This is a genomic window from Streptomyces sp. NPDC048637 (assembly GCF_040650675.1).
GTDB lineage: Bacteria > Actinomycetota > Actinomycetes > Streptomycetales > Streptomycetaceae > Streptomyces.
Genome location: NZ_JBEZHQ010000029.1, coordinates 61,537 through 81,703, shown reverse-complemented (window position 1 = coordinate 81,703; position 20,167 = coordinate 61,537). Strand labels below are relative to the sequence as shown.

15 protein-coding genes are annotated in these 20,167 nt (G+C 71.8%); 8 read left to right on the top strand and 7 right to left on the bottom strand.

Going from position 1 to position 20,167, the window contains the following annotated elements; translation table 11 throughout:
• Positions 1-19: 19 nt before the first annotated feature.
• The 4 genes from AB0C46_RS29425 to AB0C46_RS29410 all read right to left on the bottom strand — a co-directional run bounded on the left by AB0C46_RS29425 (position 20) and on the right by AB0C46_RS29410 (position 6,740).
• A complete protein-coding gene (locus AB0C46_RS29425) occupies positions 20-3,793 on the bottom strand; it encodes a multifunctional oxoglutarate decarboxylase/oxoglutarate dehydrogenase thiamine pyrophosphate-binding subunit/dihydrolipoyllysine-residue succinyltransferase subunit (RefSeq protein ID WP_362831497.1) in 3,774 nt (1,257 codons plus the stop codon).
• Positions 3,794-4,030: 237 nt separating this feature from the next.
• The gene (locus AB0C46_RS29420) at positions 4,031-5,164 is read right to left on the bottom strand and encodes an ATP-binding protein (protein WP_362831496.1); all 1,134 of its coding nucleotides are present in this window, start codon (positions 5,162-5,164) and stop codon (positions 4,031-4,033) included.
• Positions 5,161-5,901 carry a response regulator transcription factor gene (locus tag AB0C46_RS29415; protein ID WP_362831495.1) on the bottom strand — a complete coding sequence of 247 codons (741 nt, stop codon included), beginning with the start codon at positions 5,899-5,901 and terminating at the stop codon, positions 5,161-5,163. The genes AB0C46_RS29420 and AB0C46_RS29415 overlap by 4 nt, the downstream gene beginning before the upstream one ends.
• Before the next feature lie 74 nt (positions 5,902-5,975).
• Positions 5,976-6,740 carry a spermidine synthase gene (locus AB0C46_RS29410; RefSeq protein WP_362831494.1) on the bottom strand — a complete coding sequence of 255 codons (765 nt, stop codon included), beginning with the start codon at positions 6,738-6,740 and terminating at the stop codon, positions 5,976-5,978.
• 265 nt (positions 6,741-7,005) lie between these two features.
• Between AB0C46_RS29410 and AB0C46_RS29405 the strand changes: the two genes are divergently transcribed.
• The gene (locus AB0C46_RS29405) at positions 7,006-7,866 is read left to right on the top strand and encodes a rhomboid-like protein (protein ID WP_362831492.1); all 861 of its coding nucleotides are present in this window, start codon (positions 7,006-7,008) and stop codon (positions 7,864-7,866) included.
• Positions 7,867-7,900: 34 nt separating this feature from the next.
• Here the strand turns inward: AB0C46_RS29405 and AB0C46_RS29400 are convergent, their stop codons facing one another.
• Positions 7,901-8,455 carry a hypothetical protein gene (locus AB0C46_RS29400; protein ID WP_362831491.1) on the bottom strand — a complete coding sequence of 185 codons (555 nt, stop codon included), beginning with the start codon at positions 8,453-8,455 and terminating at the stop codon, positions 7,901-7,903.
• A 283-nt stretch (positions 8,456-8,738) separates the two neighbouring features.
• On the opposite strand from AB0C46_RS29400, the gene AB0C46_RS29395 reads away from it, so the two are divergent.
• A complete protein-coding gene (locus AB0C46_RS29395) occupies positions 8,739-9,572 on the top strand; it encodes a pentapeptide repeat-containing protein (protein ID WP_362831490.1) in 834 nt (277 codons plus the stop codon).
• A gap of 281 nt (positions 9,573-9,853) precedes the next feature.
• Positions 9,854-12,262 carry an endopeptidase La gene (gene lon / locus AB0C46_RS29390; RefSeq protein ID WP_362831488.1) on the top strand — a complete coding sequence of 803 codons (2,409 nt, stop codon included), beginning with the start codon at positions 9,854-9,856 and terminating at the stop codon, positions 12,260-12,262.
• 89 nt (positions 12,263-12,351) lie between these two features.
• On the opposite strand, the gene AB0C46_RS29385 is transcribed toward lon, so the two are convergent.
• Positions 12,352-13,155 carry a lysozyme gene (locus AB0C46_RS29385; protein WP_362831487.1) on the bottom strand — a complete coding sequence of 268 codons (804 nt, stop codon included), beginning with the start codon at positions 13,153-13,155 and terminating at the stop codon, positions 12,352-12,354.
• 324 nt (positions 13,156-13,479) lie between these two features.
• Here AB0C46_RS29385 and AB0C46_RS29380 point away from each other — a divergent pair, with 324 nt between their 5' ends.
• A complete protein-coding gene (locus AB0C46_RS29380; RefSeq protein WP_362831486.1) occupies positions 13,480-13,983 on the top strand; it encodes a MarR family transcriptional regulator in 504 nt (167 codons plus the stop codon).
• 153 nt (positions 13,984-14,136) lie between these two features.
• Here the strand turns inward: AB0C46_RS29380 and AB0C46_RS29375 are convergent, their stop codons facing one another.
• Entirely contained in the window at positions 14,137-14,982 is an 846-nt protein-coding gene (locus AB0C46_RS29375; RefSeq protein ID WP_362831485.1) for a hypothetical protein, read from the bottom strand.
• Positions 14,983-15,603: 621 nt separating this feature from the next.
• Between AB0C46_RS29375 and AB0C46_RS29370 the strand changes: the two genes are divergently transcribed.
• From AB0C46_RS29370 to AB0C46_RS29355, 4 genes are read left to right on the top strand one after another with little or no spacing between them, the layout of a single operon-like run.
• Positions 15,604-18,600, top strand: coding sequence for a nitrate- and nitrite sensing domain-containing protein (locus tag AB0C46_RS29370; RefSeq protein ID WP_362831484.1), 2,997 nt, complete (start codon positions 15,604-15,606; stop codon positions 18,598-18,600).
• Positions 18,597-19,088, top strand: a complete 492-nt coding sequence (locus tag AB0C46_RS29365) for a roadblock/LC7 domain-containing protein (protein WP_362831483.1) — start codon at positions 18,597-18,599, stop codon at positions 19,086-19,088. The genes AB0C46_RS29370 and AB0C46_RS29365 overlap by 4 nt, the downstream gene beginning before the upstream one ends.
• Positions 19,085-19,483 carry a DUF742 domain-containing protein gene (locus tag AB0C46_RS29360; RefSeq protein WP_174857711.1) on the top strand — a complete coding sequence of 133 codons (399 nt, stop codon included), beginning with the start codon at positions 19,085-19,087 and terminating at the stop codon, positions 19,481-19,483. Before AB0C46_RS29365 ends, AB0C46_RS29360 begins: the two co-directional genes overlap by 4 nt.
• 37 nt (positions 19,484-19,520) lie before the next feature.
• Complete coding sequence (locus AB0C46_RS29355) at positions 19,521-20,138, top strand: ATP/GTP-binding protein (RefSeq protein WP_362831528.1); 618 nt, start codon at positions 19,521-19,523, stop codon at positions 20,136-20,138.
• Positions 20,139-20,167 lie beyond the last annotated feature (29 nt).

Sequence of the window (20,167 nt, the reverse complement as noted above, 5' to 3'; positions counted from 1 at the left end):
CTCCGGCGGCCCTTGACGCTTATGCGTCGAAGGCCTCCGCGACCAGCTGTGCCTGCTCCGCCTGGTGGCGCTTGGCGGAACCGACGGCCGGCGACGAGGAGTGCGGCCGGGAGATCCGGCGCAGCCGCTCGCCGTGCGGGACATCGGCGCCGACGGCCAGGTCGAGGTGGTCGATCAGGTTGAGGCCGAGGAACGGCCAGGCACCCTGGTTCGCCGGTTCTTCCTGGGTCCACAGGTACTTCTCGGCGTTCGAGAACTTGGCGATCTCCGCCTGCAGTTCCTTGCCGGGGAGCGGGTAGAGACGCTCGATGCGGACGATCGCGGTGTCGTTCGCGCCACGCTTCTCGCGCTCGGCCTCCAGGTCGTAGTAGACCTTGCCGGAGCAGAAGATGACCTTGCGGACATCCTCGGCCTTGACCGTGGAGTCGCCGATGACGGGGCGGAAACCGCCCGTCGTGAACTCTTCCGTCTTCGACGCCGCGGCCTTCAGACGCAGCATCGACTTCGGAGTGAAGACGACCAGCGGCTTGTGGTGCGGGTTGTGGACCTGCCAGCGCAGCAGGTGGAAGTAGTTCGACGGCAGAGTCGGCGAGGCGACCGTCATGTTGTTCTGCGCGCACAGCTGGAGGAAGCGCTCGATACGGGCCGAGGAGTGGTCCGGGCCCTGGCCCTCGTAGCCGTGCGGGAGCAGCAGGGTGACGCCGGACGTCTGGCCCCACTTCTGCTCCGCCGAGGAGATGAACTCGTCGACGACCGTCTGGGCGCCGTTGACGAAGTCACCGAACTGCGCCTCCCACATGACCAGCGCCTCCGGGCGGGCCAGGGAGTAGCCGTACTCGAAGCCCATCGCCGCGTACTCGCTGAGCAGCGAGTCGTAGACGTTGAAGCGGGCCTGGCCCTCGGCGAGGTAGAGCAGCGGGGTGTAGTCCTCGCCGGTCTCCCGGTCCACCAGCACCGCGTGGCGCTGGCCGAAGGTGCCGCGGCGGGAGTCCTGGCCGGCGAGCCGGACGGGGGTCCCCTCCATCAGCAGCGAGCCGATGGCGAGGGTTTCGCCGGTGCCCCAGTCGATGGTGTTGTCCTCGACCTGGGCGGCACGGCGCTGCAGCTGGGGCACCAGACGCGGGTGGACGGTGATGTGCTCGGGGATGTTGACCTGGGACTCGGCGATCCGCTTGACGACCTCCTGGGAGATCGCGGTGTCGACGTAGACCGGGAACTCCGCCTTGGGCTGCGGCACCTCGGGGGCCATCGGGGCCGTCGTGGCGTCCCGGACCTCCGTGAAGACCTTTTCGAGCTGGCCCTGGAAGTCCTGGAGCGCCTGCTCGGCCTCCTCCAGCGTGATGTCGCCGCGACCGATCAGGGACTCGGTGTAGAGCTTGCGCACCGAGCGCTTCTTGTCGATCAGGTCGTACATCAGCGGCTGGGTGAAGCCCGGGTTGTCGGTCTCGTTGTGACCGCGGCGCCGGTAGCAGATCAGGTCGATCACGACGTCCTTGTTGAACGCCTGGCGGAACTCGAAGGCCAGCCGCGCGACGCGCACCACGGCCTCCGGGTCGTCACCGTTCACATGGAAGATCGGCGCCTCGATCATGCGGGCCACGTCCGTGGCGTACATGGAGGAGCGGGAAGCCTCCGGCGCGGCGGTGAAGCCGACCTGGTTGTTGATGACGATGTGCACCGTGCCGCCGGTGCGGTAGCCGCGCAGCTGGGACATGTTCAGCGTCTCGGCGACCACGCCCTGGCCGGCGAACGCCGCGTCACCGTGGAGCTGGATCGGCAGGACGGTGAAGTCCGTACCGCCCTTGTTGATGATGTCCTGCTTGGCGCGGGCGACACCCTCGACGACCGGGTCCACGGCCTCCAGGTGGGAGGGGTTGGCGGTGAGCGAGACCTTGATCTGCTCGCCGTCCAGACCGGTGAAGGTGCCCTCGGCGCCCAGGTGGTACTTCACGTCGCCGGAGCCGTGCATCGACTTCGGGTCGAGGTTGCCCTCGAACTCCCGGAAGATCTGCGCGTAGGACTTGCCGACGATGTTCGCCAGGACGTTCAGACGGCCGCGGTGGGCCATGCCGATGACGGCCTCGTCCAGGCGCGACTCGGCCGCGGCGTCGATGACCGCGTCCAGCAGCGGGATGACGGACTCGCCGCCCTCCAGCGAGAAGCGCTTCTGGCCGACGTACTTGGTCTGCAGGAACGTCTCGAACGCCTCGGCGGAGTTCAGCCGGCGCAGGATGCGCAGCTGCTCCTCGCGCTCGGGCGACTTGTGCGAGCGCTCGACCCGGTCCTGGATCCACTTGCGCTGCTGCGGGTCCTGGATGTGCATGAACTCGATGCCGGTGGTGCGGCAGTACGAGTCCCGCAGCACGCCCAGGATCTCGCGCAGCTTCATCATGGACTTGCCGGAGAAGCCGCCGACCGCGAACTCGCGCTCCAGGTCCCACAGAGTGAGGCCGTGCTCGGTGATGTCGAGGTCGGGGTGCTTGCGCTGGTGGTACTCCAGCGGGTCGGTGTCGGCCATGACGTGGCCGCGGACCCGGTAGGAGTGGATCAGCTCGAAGACCCGGGCGGCCTTGGTGACGTCGTCGTCGTGGGAGACGTCGATGTCACGCAGCCAGCGGACGGGCTCGTACGGAATCCGCAGCGACTTGAAGATGTCGTCGAAGAATTCGTTCTCGCCGAGCAGCAGCTGGCTCATGATCCGCAGGAACTCGCCGGAGGCGGCGCCCTGGATCACCCGGTGGTCGTAGGTGCTGGTCAGCGTCATGACCTTGGAGACACCCAGCTTGTTCAGGGCGTCCTGGGAGGTGCCCTGAAACTCCGCGGGGTAGTCCATCGCGCCGACGCCCATGATCATGGACTGGCCGGGCATCAGGCGCGGCACGGAGTGGACGGTGCCGATGCCGCCGGGGTTCGTCAGCGACGCGGTGACTCCGGTGAAGTCGTCCATCGTCAGCTTGTTGTCGCGGGCCCGGCGGACGATGTCCTCATAGGCCTGCCAGAACTCGAAGAAGGTCAGCGTCTCGGCCTTCTTGATGGCGGCGACGACGAGCTGGCGGTCACCGTTCGGCTTCACCAGGTCGATGGCCAGACCGAGGTTGACGTGCTCGGGCTTGACCAGCGTCGGCTTGCCGTCCTTCTCCGCGAAGGAGTGGTTCATCGACGGCATGGCCTTGAGGGCCTGCACCATCGCGTACCCGATGAGGTGGGTGAAGGAGACCTTCCCACCGCGGGCGCGCTTGAGGTGGTTGTTGATGACGATGCGGTTGTCGAAGAGCAGCTTCACCGGGACCGCGCGGACGGACGTGGCCGTCGGCAGCTCCAGCGAGGCGTTCATGTTCTTCGCCACGGCGGCCGAGGGGCCGCGCAGGGTGATGAACTCGGGACCGGCGGGGGCCTGGCCCTCCTCGGCGGCCGGCTTCGCGGCGGGCTTGGCCGGAGCCGCCTTCGCCGGAGCGGCCTTGGCCGGTGCCGGAGCGCTCGCGGCCGGCTTCGCCGGGGTGGCCGGCGCGGCGGAGGCCGGCTTCGGCTCCGCTGCGGGCGCGGACGACTGCGCCGGGGCGGCCGGAGCGGGGGCGGAGCCCTCCGCCGGCTGGCCCGGCGCGGTGGCGCCGCCCGGCTTGTAGTCGGCGAAGAAGTCCCACCAGGCTCGGTCTACCGAGTTCGGGTCCTGGAGGTACTGCTGGTAGATCTCGTCGACGAGCCACTCATTGGGACCGAACGCAGCGGCAGGGTTCTTACCCTGCCCCTCCTGGTCGGTCGAGATGCTCGAGCTGTTGGGGGACTGTAGCGACACGGCGGCAACCGCCCTCTTCCGCTTCCTAAGGTGGTGGACAGCGGGAATAAAGGCTACGCCTGTTGTGACCCTTGGTGCAGGCCGGGAGGGGCACTCGTCGCGTACGTCACATTCCCGGTCGGGTTTCAGGGCATGACTTGGCGGGGAACACACGAAGTTTGCCTCTGTGCGGGTACGAGTGATCGCCACCACACCCGCGGAGGAGTGTTTCCACCACCGACCCTACGTCAGCGGCCGTCAGCTTCGAGCTGACTCCAGCCCCGGAAGAGTGACCCGGATCCGGCAGCCGCGGGGCGATTCGGCCACGCCGATGCGCCCGCCGTGCAGATCCACCGCCCAGCGCGCGATCGCCAGGCCCAGGCCCGTACCGCCGTCGGTGCCGGGGCCCGAGGGGGCCGGACCGCCGCGGTTGAACCGCTCGAAGACCCGGTAGCGCTCCGCCTCGGGGATCCCGGGGCCCTCGTCCTGCACCTCCAGCACCAGGCTCTGCGGCCCCTCGCCCCGCCGGGCGTGCACCGTGACCCGGCCGTGCCGGGGACTGTGCTTGATCGCGTTGTCGATGAGATTGGCGACGACCTGGTGCAGCCGCTCGGCGTCCGCGTGCGCGGTCAGCTCCGGCGGCGAGACATCGAGGTGGAGATGGACGTCCGTACGGGTGTGGGTGCCGGAGCCGGCAACCCCTGACAGCCCCGACAGCGTGGCGGCGCCCCGGCTCATATTGGCCTCCTTGAGCACCCCGGACAGATACGGCCAGACCTCGAAGCGGCGGGCGTGCAGCGGCACCACCCCGTTGTCCAGCCGGGACAGGTCCAGGAGGTGCTCGACCAGGCGGCCCAGCCGCTCGGTCTGCTGCAGCGCCGTGCGCATGGTCTCCGGGTCCGGCTCGCAGACGCCGTCGACGACGTTCTCCAGGACGGCACGGAGGGCCGCGATGGGGGTGCGCAGCTCGTGCGAGACATTGGCGACCAGTTCCTTGCGGTGGGTGTCCACCGCCTCCAGGTCGGCCGCCATCCGGTTGAAGGCGTTCGCCAGGTCGCCGAACTCGTCACGGCGCTCCGAGCGGACCCGGCGGCTGTAGTTACCGTGCGCCATCGACCGGGTGACGTCCGTCATCTCGTCGAGCGGAGCGGTCAGGCTGTTGGCCACGAACTGGGTGATCAGCAGCGAGGCGATGATCGAGAAGATCGTGATCACCCGCAGCTCGGTCGCCGAGTGCATCGCGACGAACACCAGCAGTGTGGTGATGATCACCGAGACGCTGACCAGGGCGCCGAGTGCGGCCTTGACCGAGCGGTACGGGTCCAGCGGGCGCAGCCCGTCCCAGACCCGCTGCCACAGCTCGCGCAGGGGGGTGTGGGGCCACCGCCTCATGCGGGCGGGGTCTCCAGGGCGTAACCGACACCGTGGACCGTGCGGATCCGCTCGGCGCCGATCTTGCGGCGCAGCGCCTTGATGTGGCTGTCGACCGTACGGGTCCCGGAGGCGTCCGCCCAGTCCCACACCTCGGCCAGCAGCTGCTCACGGGAGAGCACCGCGCGCGGGGTGTTCGCCAGGCAGACCAGGAGATCGAATTCGGTGGGCGTCAGATGGACGTCCGCGCCGCGCACCCGGACCCGGCGCTGGGCGTGGTCGATCTCCAGCTCGCCCAGCCGGAGGATGCCGCTGCGCGGGGTGTGCGCGGCCAGTGCGGCGCGCTCGACCCGGCGGAGCAGGACATGCACCCGGGCGGCCAGCTCACGCATCGAGAACGGCTTGGTCATGTAGTCGTCGGCGCCGACGCCGAGGCCCACCAGCATGTCGGTCTCGTCGTCCCGGGCCGTGAGCATCATCACCGGCACCGGGCGCTGGGCCTGGACCCGGCGGCAGACCTCCAGGCCGTCGAAGCCCGGCAGCATCACATCGAGGACCAGCAGATCGGGCTGCCAGGCCTCGGCGGTTTCCACGGCGGCCGGGCCGTCGGTGGCCGTCTGTACCTGGAATCCCTCGGCGCGCAGCCGGGCCGCGATGGCCTCGACGATCGTCGGGTCGTCCTCCACGACCAGGACCCGGCGCTGGGCTCCCGGCGTGGCCGCGGCGGCGCCGCCCTGCGTTGTCTGAGTCTGGTCCATCGCCCGCCCCTGCATGTCCCCTGCGTGGTCGCGTCTTGCTGGGCAGCAGCGTACGGGCATGGTGCGACTGTCGGCTACGCGCCCTTCTGCGCGAGATGGACCACGTCGGGGACGCCTCGGACAACGGGGATCTCTTCCGTATGTACCCCGCTGAAACCGGCATTTCGCAGTGCTTCCTCGAAGGCCGGCGAGGGCTGCGCGGACCAGACGGCGAGCACTCCGCCGGGTGTCAGGCGGTCGTGGCAGGCGGCGAGTCCGTCGGGGGAGTAGAGGCTGTTGTTGTCCTCGGTGACGGTCCAGTCGGGGCCGTTGTCGATGTCCAGGCACAGGGCGTCGTAGGTGTCCTGGCCCGCTTCCGTCCGCAGGTGGGCGACCAGGTCGGTGTGCAGGATCTCGCTGCGGGGATCGGCCAGCGCGGCCGCCGAGACGGCCGACAGCGGGCCCGTGCGGTGCCAGTCGATGACTGCCTCCTCGCGCTCGGCGACGACGATCCGGCCCCAGCGCGGCTGCCGGGCCGCGCGGGCCAGGGAGAAGCCGACGCCGAGGCCGCCGATCAGTACGGCGGGGCGGGCCCGGCCGGCCGGCAGTGCGTCCAGCGCGGCGTCGATCAGCAGCCGTTCGGACCGGCCGTCGGAAGTGTCCATCAGGAAGCAGCCGTTGGCGATGATCTCGTAGATGACCGGTGCCGCGGGGGTGCCGGCGCCGTCGGCCCCGGGGGCCGCGGGGGGTCCGCCCCGTTGCCGCAACACCACCTCGCCGTACGGGCCCTCGCGGCGGTCGATCGTGCGCGGGGCCTCTGGGGCGCCGTTCGTTGCCTGCATCGGTGTCACGGGAGCCATGGCGCCATGGTGGCCAATACGGGGGCGCCGGTCCAACGCTTTGGGCGGTCGCATCGGGTGGTCGCTTTTGGGCGGTATGCGCCGCTGGTTACCCGGACGTGAAGCATCTGCTGACGGTTGCCTCGTGTGACGGATATCACTCTCACAGCTTCTTCATGGGTTGAGCGTGCAGGGTGGTCCGGAACGTAGAGCAGGGCAGAGATTCACGGCCGAGGGACACGGGCGTGGCTCACCGGATGCGCCAGGACGGAAGGGGCCTCGGACTGTGAGCTGGCTGGGAACCGCCGAGAGGATACGGGTCGATCGTGGGACGGCCGCCGCGCCGGGGCCGGACGCCGGTCCGGGCGGGGCGCCGGGCCTGCTGCCCGGTCTCCCCCGGCAGCGCGGGGGCGGGGCGACCGGGGCCCCCGCCGCCGGGGAAGGGCCGAACGCCTCTGGTGCGGCGGTGCGTTGGCGGCCCTGGCGGCTGCTGCCCACCCCCGTCGGCACCCCCTTCACCTTCGGCTACGCCGTGCTCCTCGCGGCCACGTCGCTCTTCGCCGAGTACGCCGACCCGGGGCTGGTCTCCGAGCTGCTGCGCGGATCCAGCACCGATGTGGTCCATCTCGCCCAGGCCCCGCTGCTGGTGCTGATCGCCAGCGCCCTGTGGATCGCCGGCGGGATGACCTCCGCGTACGCCGTCGCCTTCCTCTTCATCCTGACGGCGCTGGAGCGGCGGATCGGCGCGCTGCGGGCCATCGCGGTCTTCTTCGGCGGCCATGTGCTCGCCACCCTCGCCACCGAACTGCCGGTCGCCTTCTCGGTCGCCGCCGGCCGGCTGCCGGAGAGCTCGCTGCACCGCCTCGACTACGGCATCAGCTTCGGCGTGATGACCTGCACCGGCGCCCTCGCCGGTCTGCTGCCGGCCTGGTCGCGCTGGCCGCTGCTGGCCGGCGTCGGCTATCTGGCCCTGACCGATCTGCTCGCGTACGTCGACCCGCTGAGCGACTGGGGACATGTCCTCTCGCTCGTCCTGGGAGCGGCGAGCTGGCCGCTGCTGCGCCGCTGGCGCAGCCGCCGTGCCGCACCCGCACCGCTCCTCGGCGACCTGGGCCATCCCGCACTGCGGGGCGCGCGGACGTACTGAGCGTCCCGGGGCGCGGCCGATCCGGACGGCAGGCCTACGGCCGTGCCGCCGACCGGTAGGTGTGGGTGATGGCGTAGGCGCAGCCGCCCAGGAGTGCCACACCGGAGAGCACTCCGCTGACGAACGGCACCCATGCCACGGCGGAAGTGGCCGCCATGCCCAGGCCGGTCGCGCCGAGCGCGGTCAGCGTGGCGCCGGGGACGGCGATGCTGCGCCGCTTCCAGACCGCCATCAGCGCGACGAAGTGCAGACCGACGATCAGCGCGATCCAGGCCACGGCGGTCTGCTCGGGGGCGCCCGCCGCCCGCAGCGCCAGATTGCCGCCGATCAGCAGCACCGCCTCGGCCCCCACGACGAACGCGAACTTCCCCCGGAACCAGTCCGCCTGAGGGACCTCGGCATCGTCCGGCGCGGGCTGTCCGCGGCGCCCCGCCAGCAGGGCGAGCGCGAGCAGCCCGGCGAAGGTGAGCACCGCGAGCACCCGGAGGGCGATACCGATCGCCGGATTCAGCGGGTCGTGCGCGTTGGCGACCACGAAGATCGTCCCGAAGAGTGCGCCGATGAAAACTCCGGACATCCGCTGCAACATGCGGTGAAGGTAGCAGTCCTGACGAGGCGTGAGGACGGAATTGACGGCGGGCTTTCCGCGCGGATCCGCGGGGGTGGCAGGAGTGACGCGCGCGTACCCTCCGATCATGCTCATGGTCCCGAGGTGAGGGCCGGCCACTGACAACGCCGGGTGCGCGCGGCAGGTCCCGGCCGCGGTGACCGGAACCGGTCAGGGGCGGCCGCCCTCTCCCGCCTGGGAGAATGGCGGTCCCTTCCGGGCACGGTCTCGTGCGGTGCCCGCCGGCTGCAGGAGTACACGCACCTTGTCCCCAGAGCGCACGCCATCGACCCCGGATGTCACGGAACTCGGCCTGCAGTCCGACTGCGGCAGCTGCTTCGGGCTGTGCTGTGTCGCGCTGCCGTTCGCAGCCTCGGCGGACTTCGCGATCGACAAGGACGCCGGCCGGCCCTGCCCGAACCTGCAGACGGACTTCCGCTGCAGCATCCACCGCGATCTGCGCCCGCGCGGTTTCGCCGGCTGCACCGTCTTCGACTGCTTCGGCGCCGGGCAGAAGGTCTCCCAGGTCACCTTCGGCGGACAGGACTGGCGGCAGGCCCCGGGGACCGCACGGCAGATGTTCGACGTCTTCCCCGTCATGCGGCAGCTGCACGAACTCCTCTGGTACCTGGCCGAGGCGCTGGACCGGCCGGCGGCCCGCCCGGTCCACGCCGATCTGCGCGCCGCGCTGGAGAAGACCGAACGCCTCACCCGCGCCGGCGCCGGGGAGCTCACCGAGCTGGACGTGCCCGCCCACCGGGGCGAGGTCAACGCCCTCCTGCTGCGCACCAGCGAACTCGTACGGGCCGGGGTCCCGGGCCGTAAGAAGGAGCGGCGGGGCGCCGACCTCATGGGCGCCCGCCTGAAGGGCGCCAACCTCCGGGGCGCCAACCTCCGCGGGGCCTACCTGATCGCCGCCGACCTCAAGGGCGCCGATCTGCGCACCGCGGACCTGATCGGCGCCGATCTGCGCGCCGCCGACCTGGCCGGAGCCGATCTCACCGGTGCCCTCTTCCTCACCCAGTCGCAGCTCAACGCGGCCAAGGGCGATGCCGCCACCCAGCTGCCGCAGACCCTGACCCGCCCCGCTCACTGGTAGGGGGCCCCGCGGTCCGGCCGGCACGGCCGCCGGACCGTCGGACCGTCGGCGATCCACGGGTGCCCGACCGCGCCCTGCCCTGCCGGGCCCCGTCATGCCCGGCCCCGCCGTACCCGGCCCTGCCATGCCCGGCCCCGCCGCGCCCGCCGGATCGCCGCGGCCCCGGCCCGGCGGCGGCAACTCCCCCCCCGATCGCTCACAGCGAACGCACTCGGGGGAACATCTCCCGGCCCGGTCGCATTGAGTGAGTAAAGCTCAACTTGCTTGCCGAAGGGGAGATCATGGCTTCGACGTCCACCTCGCTCACTCTGCCCGTGCTGCCCCTCGATGACGAGGTCGTGCTCCCCGGCATGGTGGTGCCTCTGGACCTGTCCGACGCGGACGTACGGGCAGCGGTGGAGGCTGCACAGGCCGCCGCCTCCTCGGGTAACAAGCCGCGGGTGCTGCTTGTGCCCCGGATCGACGGGAAGTACGCGGCGATCGGCACGCTCGGGCGGATCGAGCAGGTCGGGCAGCTGTCCGACGGCGATCCCGGCGCGCTGATCCGGGGCCTGGGCCGGGTGCGGATCGGCTCCGGCACCACCGGGCCCGGGGCCGCGCTCTGGGTGGAGGGCACGACCGTCGAGGAGACGGTCCCCGACCCCCTGCCCGGCGCGGTGACCGAACTCGTCACGGAATACAAGGCGCTCGCCACCAGCTGGCTGCGCAAGCGCGGCGCCTGGCAGGTCGTCGACCGCGTCCAGCAGATCGAGGACGTGCCGACGCTCGCCGACAACTCGGGCTACTCGCCGTTCCTGACCACCGAACAGAAGGTCCAGCTGCTGGAGACCGTCGACCCGGTCGCGCGGCTGAAGGCCGCCACCGAGGCGCTGCGCGAGCACCTCGCCGAGCAGGACGTCGCCGAGTCCATCGCCAAGGACGTCCAGGAAGGTGTCGACAAGCAGCAGCGGGAGTTCCTGCTGCGGCGGCAGCTGGAGGCGGTCCGCAAGGAACTCGCCGGGCTCAACGGCGACCCGGAGGACGAGGGCGACGACTACCGCGCCCGGGTCGAGGCCGCCGACCTGCCCGAGGACGTCCGCAAGGCCGCCCTCAAGGAGGTCGACAAGCTGGAGCGGTCCAGCGACCAGAACCCCGAGGGCTCCTGGATCCGCACCTGGCTGGACACCGTCCTGGAACTGCCGTGGAACGAACGGACCGAGGACGCCTACGACATCGCCGGCGCCAAGGAGATCCTGGACGCCGACCACTCCGGCCTGGAGGACGTCAAGGAGCGGATCACCGAATACCTGGCCGTCCGCAAGCGGCGGGCCGAGCGCGGGCTCGGTCTCGTAGGTGGCCGCCGCGGCGGGGCCGTCCTGGCGCTCGTCGGGCCGCCCGGCGTCGGCAAGACCTCGCTCGGCGAGTCCGTCGCGCGGGCCATGGGCCGGAAGTTCGTCCGGGTCGCGCTCGGCGGGGTCCGGGACGAGGCGGAGATCCGCGGCCACCGCCGTACGTACGTCGGCGCACTGCCCGGCCGGATCGTCCGGGCCGTCAAGGAGGCCGGTTCCATGAACCCGGTCGTCCTCCTCGACGAGATCGACAAGGTGGGCTCCGACTTCCGGGGCGACCCGGCCGCCGCCCTCCTGGAGGTCCTCGACCCGGCGCAGAACCACACCTTCCGCGACCACTACCTGGAGGTAGAACTCGACCTCAGCGATGTGGTCTTCCTGGCCACCGCCAACGTCCTCGAAGCCATCCCCGAGGCGCTGCTCGACCGGATGGAGCTGGTCCGGCTGGACGGCTACACGGAGGACGAGAAGGTGGTCATCGCCCGGGACCATCTGCTGCCGCGCCAGCTGGAGCGGGCCGGCCTGGAGCCCGGCGAGGTGACCCTGGCGGACGAGGCGCTGCGCAAGCTGGCGGGCGAATACACCCGCGAGGCGGGCGTACGGAATCTGGAGCGCGCGGTCGCCAGGCTGCTGCGCAAGGTCGCCGCACAGCACGAACTGGGGGAGCAGGAGCTGCCGTTCACGGTGGGTGCGGACCAGCTGCGTCCGCTGATCGGGCGGCCGCACCACACCCCCGAGTCGGCCCAGGACCCGGCCGAGCGGCGCACCGCGGTGCCCGGTGTGGTCACCGGCCTCGCGGTCACCGGCGCCGGCGGCGATGTGCTCTATGTGGAGGCCTCGCTCGCCGATCCGGAGACCGGGGCGTCCGGGCTCCAGCTGACCGGCCAGCTCGGCGACGTGATGAAGGAGTCCGCGCACATCGCGCTGTCGTTCCTGCGCTCCCACGGCGCGGAACTGGAGCTCCCGGTCGCCGACCTGAAGGAGCGCGGAGTGCATCTGCACGTACCGGCGGGCGCGGTCCCCAAGGACGGGCCGAGCGCGGGCGTGACGATGACGACGGCGCTGGCCTCGCTGCTGTCGGGCCGGCAGGTCCGGCCGGATGTGGCGATGACCGGTGAGGTCTCGCTGACCGGGCGGGTGCTGCCGGTCGGCGGCGTCAAGCAGAAGCTGCTGGCGGCGCACCGGGCCGGTATCGGCACCGTGATCATCCCCCGGCGCAACGAACCGGACCTGGACGATGTCCCGGCCGAGATCCTCGCTTCCCTGGAGGTCCACCCGGTCGCCGATGTCCGCCAGGTGCTGGAGCTGGCGCTGACACCGGCGTCGAACGGGGCCGCGCCGGAGGTACCGGTCGCGGTGTGAGGACGACGACGGCCGGTCCGGCTCCCGCGGAGGGGGCCGGACCGGCCGCCGCGCCGGTGTCCCGGGTGCGTCCGCGTGTGCGGAGCGTCTTAGCCGTTCGCCAGTGCCCGGAGCCGGTCCATCGAGCCGTTGAAGCGGTTGTGGTCACCGACCGCCGGGCCGGTCGAGGTGTACTGCCAGATGGTGTGGAAGCCCCAGCCGGCCGGGAGCTCGCCGGCCGAGGAGCCGTAGCGCGGGACCCACAGCGGGTGGACCGCGCCGAAGGCGGCGGAGTTGCCGGTGCACTGCTTCCACCAGTTGGTGGAGGTGTAGATGACGGCGTCCCGGCCGGTACGCGCCTTGTAGGTGGCGAACCAGTCCTTCATCCAGTTGACCAGTCCGGCCGCGCTCAGCCCGTAACAGGTTGCGCCGTAGGGGTTGTACTCCATGTCGAGCGCGCCGGGCAGTGTCCTGCCGTCCTTGGACCAGCCGCCGCCGTGGTCGGCGAAGTAGTTGGCCTGGGCGGCGCCGCTGGAGGTGTTGGGGGTGGCGAAGTGGTAGGCGCCGCGGATCATTCCGGCGTTGTAGGAGCCGTTGTACTGCTGCGCGAAGTACGGGTTGGTGTAGCTGGTGGACTCCGTCGCCTTGACATAGGCGAAGCGGACGCCGCTGTTCCAGAGCGCCGGCCAGGAGACATTGCCGTTGTGGCTGCTGACGTCCACGCCTTCGACGGAGGCGAGCGGGGCGGCCGGCGGTGCGCCGCCGGCCGCCGTGCCCTCGTGCCGGGCGATCTGGGAACCGGCCCAGTCCTGTCCGGGGTGGGTGGGTTCCGGTGCGCGTTTCACGGCCGCGGCGCCGGCGGTGCCGGGCAGGCCGAGGAGGAGGGAGACGAGGGTGAGCAGGATCCCGGCCACGGCCGCGAGGGAGCGTGCGGGGCGGTGGGGGGGTGCCGGATCTGAGCACGGACATACGTGCCTCCGAAGATCTCGGTGGTTGACCAGAGGGGGGGCGGAGCTGACGGCATGGCACAGGCGTGCTGACACGGAGGTGCGAGGTGCATGACGCGCGGCGGATACCCGGGCCGCTTGGTATGGCCATGCCAGAATTGACGGTACGTGCGTAGACCGACGTGACAAAAGAGGGTCACTGGGCTGCCGTTGGTCTAATCCTGCGAAATACTGGCCGAGCTGCGGCTTCGGCCGCCGATGGCAGAAACTTTCAGGTGAGGAAACGCGGGAATGGGCGCTGACGTGCACAACACCGGAGCCGACGGGACGACGGCGGACGGCGAGCCGACTGGTGTGGACCACGTATTTCTCGCCCTGGAACGTGAATTGGCGGTATTTCTCCGCCGGGCCCGTGCCTCTTCCGGCGAATTGGCACGAGAGGTGCACCCCGACCTGGAGCCCGCCGCGTACGGCCTCCTCGTGCGGCTGGCCGACGCCGGCGCCCAGCGCGCCACCGACCTCGCCGGCTACTTCGGGGTCGGCAAGGCCACGATGAGCCGCCAGCTGCACGCCCTGGAGAAGCTCGGACTCGTCGCCCGCGAACCGGACCCGGCGGACGGCCGCGCGGTCCTGGTGCGCATCACCGACGAGGGCCGCGAACGCTTCACCCGCGTCCGCACCGGCCGCCGCGCCCGGTACGCCCGCCGCCTCGCCTCCTGGGACCGCGGCGAGGTCGCCGAACTCGCCCGGCTGCTGCACCGGCTGAACGCGGAGCAGGAGGGGGACGAGGTGTAGCGGGCGTCGCCACGGGGTCCCGCGTCAGCCCCGCGATGACGGCGGGACATCGCGGAAAACCCCTGGCCACCGGCGTGGTGGCCGCCGTCCGACCCGTACCGCCGCGAGGCCGTTCCCGCGCGGCGGGAAAGAAAACCCGCCTGACGGTGATTGTCACGGCGCCACAAAAATCACCGCCGCATCGTCCCGCGCCTTGCCGCGCGGAAACGCCGTGCCCGCCGGGTCCGCCGCCTCCGCGGCCCGCACCCGGTCGATCAGCGCCTGGGGACCCTGCCGGGACACCAGGGCCACACACTCCGCCCAGGAGCCCTCCCGGAACACCTCGACCCAGCGGCTCGCGCCGTCGCTGAGGGCGGTCAGTGAGCGGAGGCCGGCGCGCGGGGTGCTGCCGGTCACCGCGCGGGCGGCCACCGCCGGATCGGCGGCCGCGGTGAAGAAGCCGCCCTCCGCATTGCGCAGCGCCTCGACCGCGCGGGCGTACTCCCGGCCCGCCGCGGCCCGTTCCGCCGAGCCGCGGGGCAGCGCCCGTACGGCGGCCCGCAGGTCCCGGACCGCGGGCGGCAGTTCGTCCAGCCGGGAGTCGAGCACCGGATCCACCGAGCCGTCCGCCCGCTCCAGGAGGAGCACCGAATCGGACAGGACGAGATGCTCGACGGTGACCCCGGACCATCGCGCGGCGATCACGGTTGCCTGCGGAGTGCGGACGTGAGAAAGGTCACAGCTGGCCCGGTGGCCGTCGGCTGTCCGGGAGATGGCTGCGGCGAGAGCCTCAGGCAGCGTCATATCCCGGTGTGAAACCGACAGTTCGAGCATTGCGCCACCGAGTCGCGCGGTGAACCACGGCACCCCGTGGACACAGCCGTGGTCCTCCTCCGGCGGCGTCACGCCGTCCAGCAGGACCAGAGCTCCGCCCTGGCCGGAGGCCGGCAGGGCTACCGATGCGTAGTCCTCGTTTGGGCGTTGGGGATCGCCCGGCTCGGTGGCGAGTGCGATGTGCATACCCGGAAGTCTGCCGGAGGCGGTGGTTTCACCCCGGCCGGCGGGCGTCCGCGGCGGCGTCGGCGCCCGCCGGCCAGGGGGCTTACCGAGGGTACGGACCACCGGGCCGGCGGCGTGCGGGCGCGCATCCTTCCAGGACCGGGACGCATCTCCAAACCCGTTCGGCGGGTGAGCGAGGTTGCCGCCGAAATCAAGGGCGCACGGAAGTTGATGGTCAAACTCCTAGTGATGTTCACTCCTTCAGGTGGCCGGGCATGTGTTGCCGAGCCACTGCGCGGTGCCGGTGGAATGGTCGTTGCCCGGATCATTGGGGTGAGGTCAGGACATTCGTCGCGACGCGCAGAGCCGGGCTGTTCCCCTTCGCGGAAGTGTGCGCTGCTGCGGTCTTCGCGCAGGTCCGCTCCGCGGGCGGAGAGCGAGCCGGGTCCGCGACGCCATAGGGCGTGAGCAGGCGAGACAGGAATGCGAGCAGCGGTGCGGAAGATGCGGCTTCGAGGCGGCGCAGGGAAGCCGGGTTCACCGGCCGGTTCGATCCCGGGACCGGGCACGGGCTCGGCTCCCGGTAAGGGCCCGGACACGACGGGCCGTGGTGAGGAGCCCACGGGACGGCGTCCCGCGCGGGTGCGCAACCGACTGGTCGGGGCGGTGGCCGTGGTGGCCGCCGCCGTTATCGGCGCCGGCGCCCCCGGTCTGGCGGCGACGGCCGACCATGCCAACACCGGCCAGCAACTGGTCGATCTCGCCGAGCTGAACGCCCGGGCCCTGGCGCTCGCGCACTCCCTCGCCGATGAACGCGACGGAATGACCACGTATGCCGCCGCCGGGCGCGGCAGCCGTCCCGCCGCGGGAACGGGCGGCACCGGGGCCGACGGCGCCGCGGCCGGCCGGCCCCAGCGCGCCCGTGTGGACCGGCAGATCGACGAGCTGCGCACCGAGGCCCAGGACGCCTCGGGCGACACCGCCGCGTACCGGGCAGCCGCCAAGCTGCTGGCCGCGCTGCCGCAAACCCGTCAAAAGGCGCTGTCCGGGCCCGAATCGGCCGAGCAGACCTATCACTCCTACACCGAGGCCATCCAGGCACTCGGTGCAATCAGCGACGACATCGCCCGTGGACTGCCGGCCCGCGCGGACTCCGCCGACGCCGACACCCGCGCGCTGCCCGCCCTCGGCCGCGCTGCCGAACAGGCCGCCGGCACCCGTGCGCTGCTGCTCGCCGGGCTCAACGCGGGCGGCAGCCAGCCCCGGCTGACCCACCTCGCCCAGGTCGCCCACCTCCGGGAACAGGGCGCGCTGGGCGACTTCCAGCAGACCGCGAGCCAGGCCGCCCGGGACCGTTACGACCGCACCGTCAACGGTGCGGAGGTCAACACCGCCGAGCGCTATCTGGCCCGGCTGACCGACCAGCCCCGTCTGGACGCCGTCGACCTGCGGCTCAGCCGCCAGCGGGTACAGAGCACCCTCACCACCCGCATCGGGCTGATGCGGGGCGTCGAATCCGCCATGGCCACCGCCGATATCCAGCGGCTCGGCGTGCTGCGCGACGACGAGGTGACGGAGCTGGAGGTCCGCATCGGTCTGGAAGCGCTGTGCCTGCTGCTGGCCGTCGGTGCCGGTGTCTGGGCCGCCCGCTCCCTGACCCAGCCGCTCGCGGCGCTGCGGATCGGCGCCAAGCGGGTGGCCGCGGACCCCGCGCACGAGGAGCCCATCACCTACAAGGGCCGCAATGACGAATTCGCCGCCGCCGTACGGTCCGTCAACACGCTGCACGCCCAGGTCGGCGAGCTGGCGCGGCGCACCACCGAACTGGAGGGTGAGCGCAAGCGGCTGATCGGCGGCCGGCAGCGGCTGGTCGCCGAGCGCGAGGTGCTCCAGGAGCAGGGCGAGACGCTCAAGGAGGAGATCGCCGATCTCACCGAGCGGCTGGCGGCCCTGCACAACGGTGTGCACGGCCGGTTCGTCAACCTCTCGCTGCGCACCCTCGGTCTCGTGGAGCGCCAGCTCGGCGTCATCGAGTCGCTGGAGGAGAGCGAGCAGGACCCGGACCGGCTGGAAACCCTCTTCAAGCTGGACCACTTCGCCGCGCGGATGCGCCGCAACAGCGAGAACCTCCTGGTCCTCGCGGGCGCGGAACAGCACAGCACCAACCACCAGGGGCCGGTGCCGCTGCTGGATGTGCTGCGCGCCGCGATCAGCGAGATCGAGCGTTACGAGCGGGTGCGCATCCAGTCGCTGCCGCCGCACTCCCAGGTCGCCGGGTTCGCCGCGGACGACCTCAGCCACCTGGTCGCCGAACTCCTGGAGAACGCCACCGCGTTCTCGCCGCCGAACGCCCATGTGGAGCTGTCCGGCTGGCTGCTGGAGAGCGGCGAGGTCATGCTCTCGGTCCAGGACGAGGGCATAGGGATGACCTCGGAGCGGATGGCCGAGCTCAACGAGCGGCTGGCGGACGTCGACGCCGCCTCGTCCTCGGAGAGCATCGACGAGGCGCTGGGCCTCGGCCTGTACGTCGTGGTGCGGCTGGCCGCCCGGCACGGCGTCCGGGTCCAGCTGCGGGACGCGAAGCAGGGCGGCGTCACCGCCGTCATCGTCCTCCCCGGCTCGATCCTGCCCACCCGCCCCGCTCCGACGGCCTCCGCGGCCACCGCGTCCCAGGACGTGACGCACACCCCGAGCCTGCCCGGCTCGGTCGCCGAGGCGAACTCCAACACGCTCCCGGCGCGCGGGTCGCGGGCCGAACCGGCGGCGGTGGAGGGCGCGGCGGCCCCCGCCGCGGTCCCGGCCCAGGACACGCCCGCGACCGTCGAACGGCCCGACGGGCCCGACGCCGTACCGGCCGGCGGCGGCGAGGATGCCCCGGACGCGGACCCGGCGCCCGCTGCCGACCCGTTCGTCGCCGCCGCGGAGCGCGCGATCGACGCCGCCGGGCTCGGCGCCCCGGCCGAACCGGCACCGGCGCCCGCCGCGCAGCAGCCGTCCGGCCCGACCACGTACGCCGGGTCCGGACCGAGCCCGTACGGCCCGCAGTCGCCCGGCCCGTACGGCGCCACCACCAGCGGCAGCGGTGAGCATGCGCGGCCCGAGGAAGAGCCACGCCCGGCCGCGGACCCGGCGCCCGCGGGCACCGGACGGCACACCGCCCCGGCCGGGCCCGCCGCGTCCGACGCACCCGCGTCCGACGCACCCGCGTCCGACCCGTACGCCATCGGCCCGGACCAGCACACGCATGCCGGGACGGACGCGGCACCCACGGACGCGGCGGCACCCACGGACGCGGCGGCACCCGCCGACGCGTCCCCGGCCGGCACACCGGCCGACCCACAGACCGCTGCCGCCCCGCCCGCGGGGAAGCAGCGGACGACCGAGATGGGGCTGCCCAAGCGCACGCCCAAGGTCGTGGCGCAGCAACAGGCGCCCGCCGCCCCGCGTAAGAGCGGAGCGGCCAACGCCGAGGCGCTGCGGCGCCGGCTCGGCGGCTTTCAAGCGGGGGCGCGAGTCGGCCGGCGTGATGTCGAAGCCGAGATCGCAGAACGTACAGCGGAGCAGACCATCCCACAGACGGACACCGACGGAGCGGGGGCCCCGGGAGAGAGCCACGTTGTCGAGGAGGCACGCGATTGAATGCGCAAGCGCCCACTGCTTACGGACAGGGCCTGAGCAGCCAGGCACGGAATCTGCACTGGCTGCTGACCAACCTGGTGGACGAGGTGCCGGGTATCCGCTCGGTCGCGGTGGTCTCCTCCGACGGTCTGCTGCTGCTGTCGTCCGACCCCGACCGGGCGGACGAGGCGGCACGGCCGGGGAGTGAGGGTCCGCGGGGTTCCAGCGCGGATCTGGCCACCATCGTGTCCGGGCTCGGCAGTCTCACCAACGGTGCCGCCAAGCTCATGGACGGCGGGTCGGTCAAGCAGACGATGATCACGATGGACGAGGGCAGCCTGTTCGTCATGTCGATCAGCGACGGTTCGCTGCTCGGCGTGCATGCCACCCCGGACTGCGACATGAACGTCATCGCCTACCACATGGCGCTGTTCGTCGGGCGGGCCGGCCATGTCCTCACCCCCGAACTCCGCAGCGAATTGCGCAAGTCGATGGAGAGCGCCCAGTGAGTAGTAGCCCCAAACTCCCCGTACGTGGGGACCGGAAACCCTCGCGCGTGCGGCCGTACTCGCTCACCGGCGGCCGGACGCGGTTCGGCCATGTGCTGCTCGTCGAGACGTTCGTGGCCGCGCTGGAGGCGCCCGAGGAGCGGCGCGAACTCACCTCCGGCGGCTGGGGCGACCGGGTGATGCCGGAGATGCGGGCGATCGTCGAGCTCTGCCGCCGGATGCGCTCGGTCGCGGAGATCTCCGCGCTCCTCAAGATGCCGCTGGGCGTGGTCCGGGTACTGCTCAGCGACCTCGCCGACCAGGGAAAGATTCGCGTCTACGGCACCGGGCACGGCTCCGGCCGGCCCGACCGCGCGCTGCTCGAAAGGGTGCTGAGTGGACTTCACAGGCTCTGACACGATATCGGCCGGGCCGACCGCGACCGCCGGTTCCGTGGGCCAGGCCGACCCGGCGGCCACGGCCGCCGACGCGGGGCTGCAGAGCTGGCAGACGGACCGCTCGCGGGCGCCGATCGCCACCAAGATCGTGGTGGCGGGCGGCTTCGGTGTCGGCAAGACCACGTTCGTCGGATCGGTCTCGGAGATCACCCCGCTCCAGACCGAAGCGGTGATGACGCAGGCCAGCGCCGATACGGACGATCTGACCGCCACCCCGGAGAAGACCACGACCACGGTCGCGATGGACTTCGGGCGGATCACCCTCGACCAGGAACTGGTGCTGTATCTGTTCGGCACGCCCGGACAGCAGCGCTTCTGGTTCATGTGGGACGACCTGGTGCGCGGCGCGATCGGCGCGATCGTGATGGCCGACACCCGCCGCCTGGAGGACTGCTTTCCGGCGCTGGACTACTTCGAGAGCTGCGGACTGCCGTACGTCGTCGCGGTCAACCACTTCGAGGGGACCGAGGCCTACGCCGTCGAGCACGTCCGTGACGCGCTGACCGTACCGCCGCACGTCCCCGTAGTGATCATGGATGCGCGGAAGCGGACCACGGTGATCGAGTCGCTGCTCGCGCTGGTCGGCCACGCCCTGGAGACCACACCGGAGTAACCCGGCCCGTAAGGTCGCGCCCTCCCCCC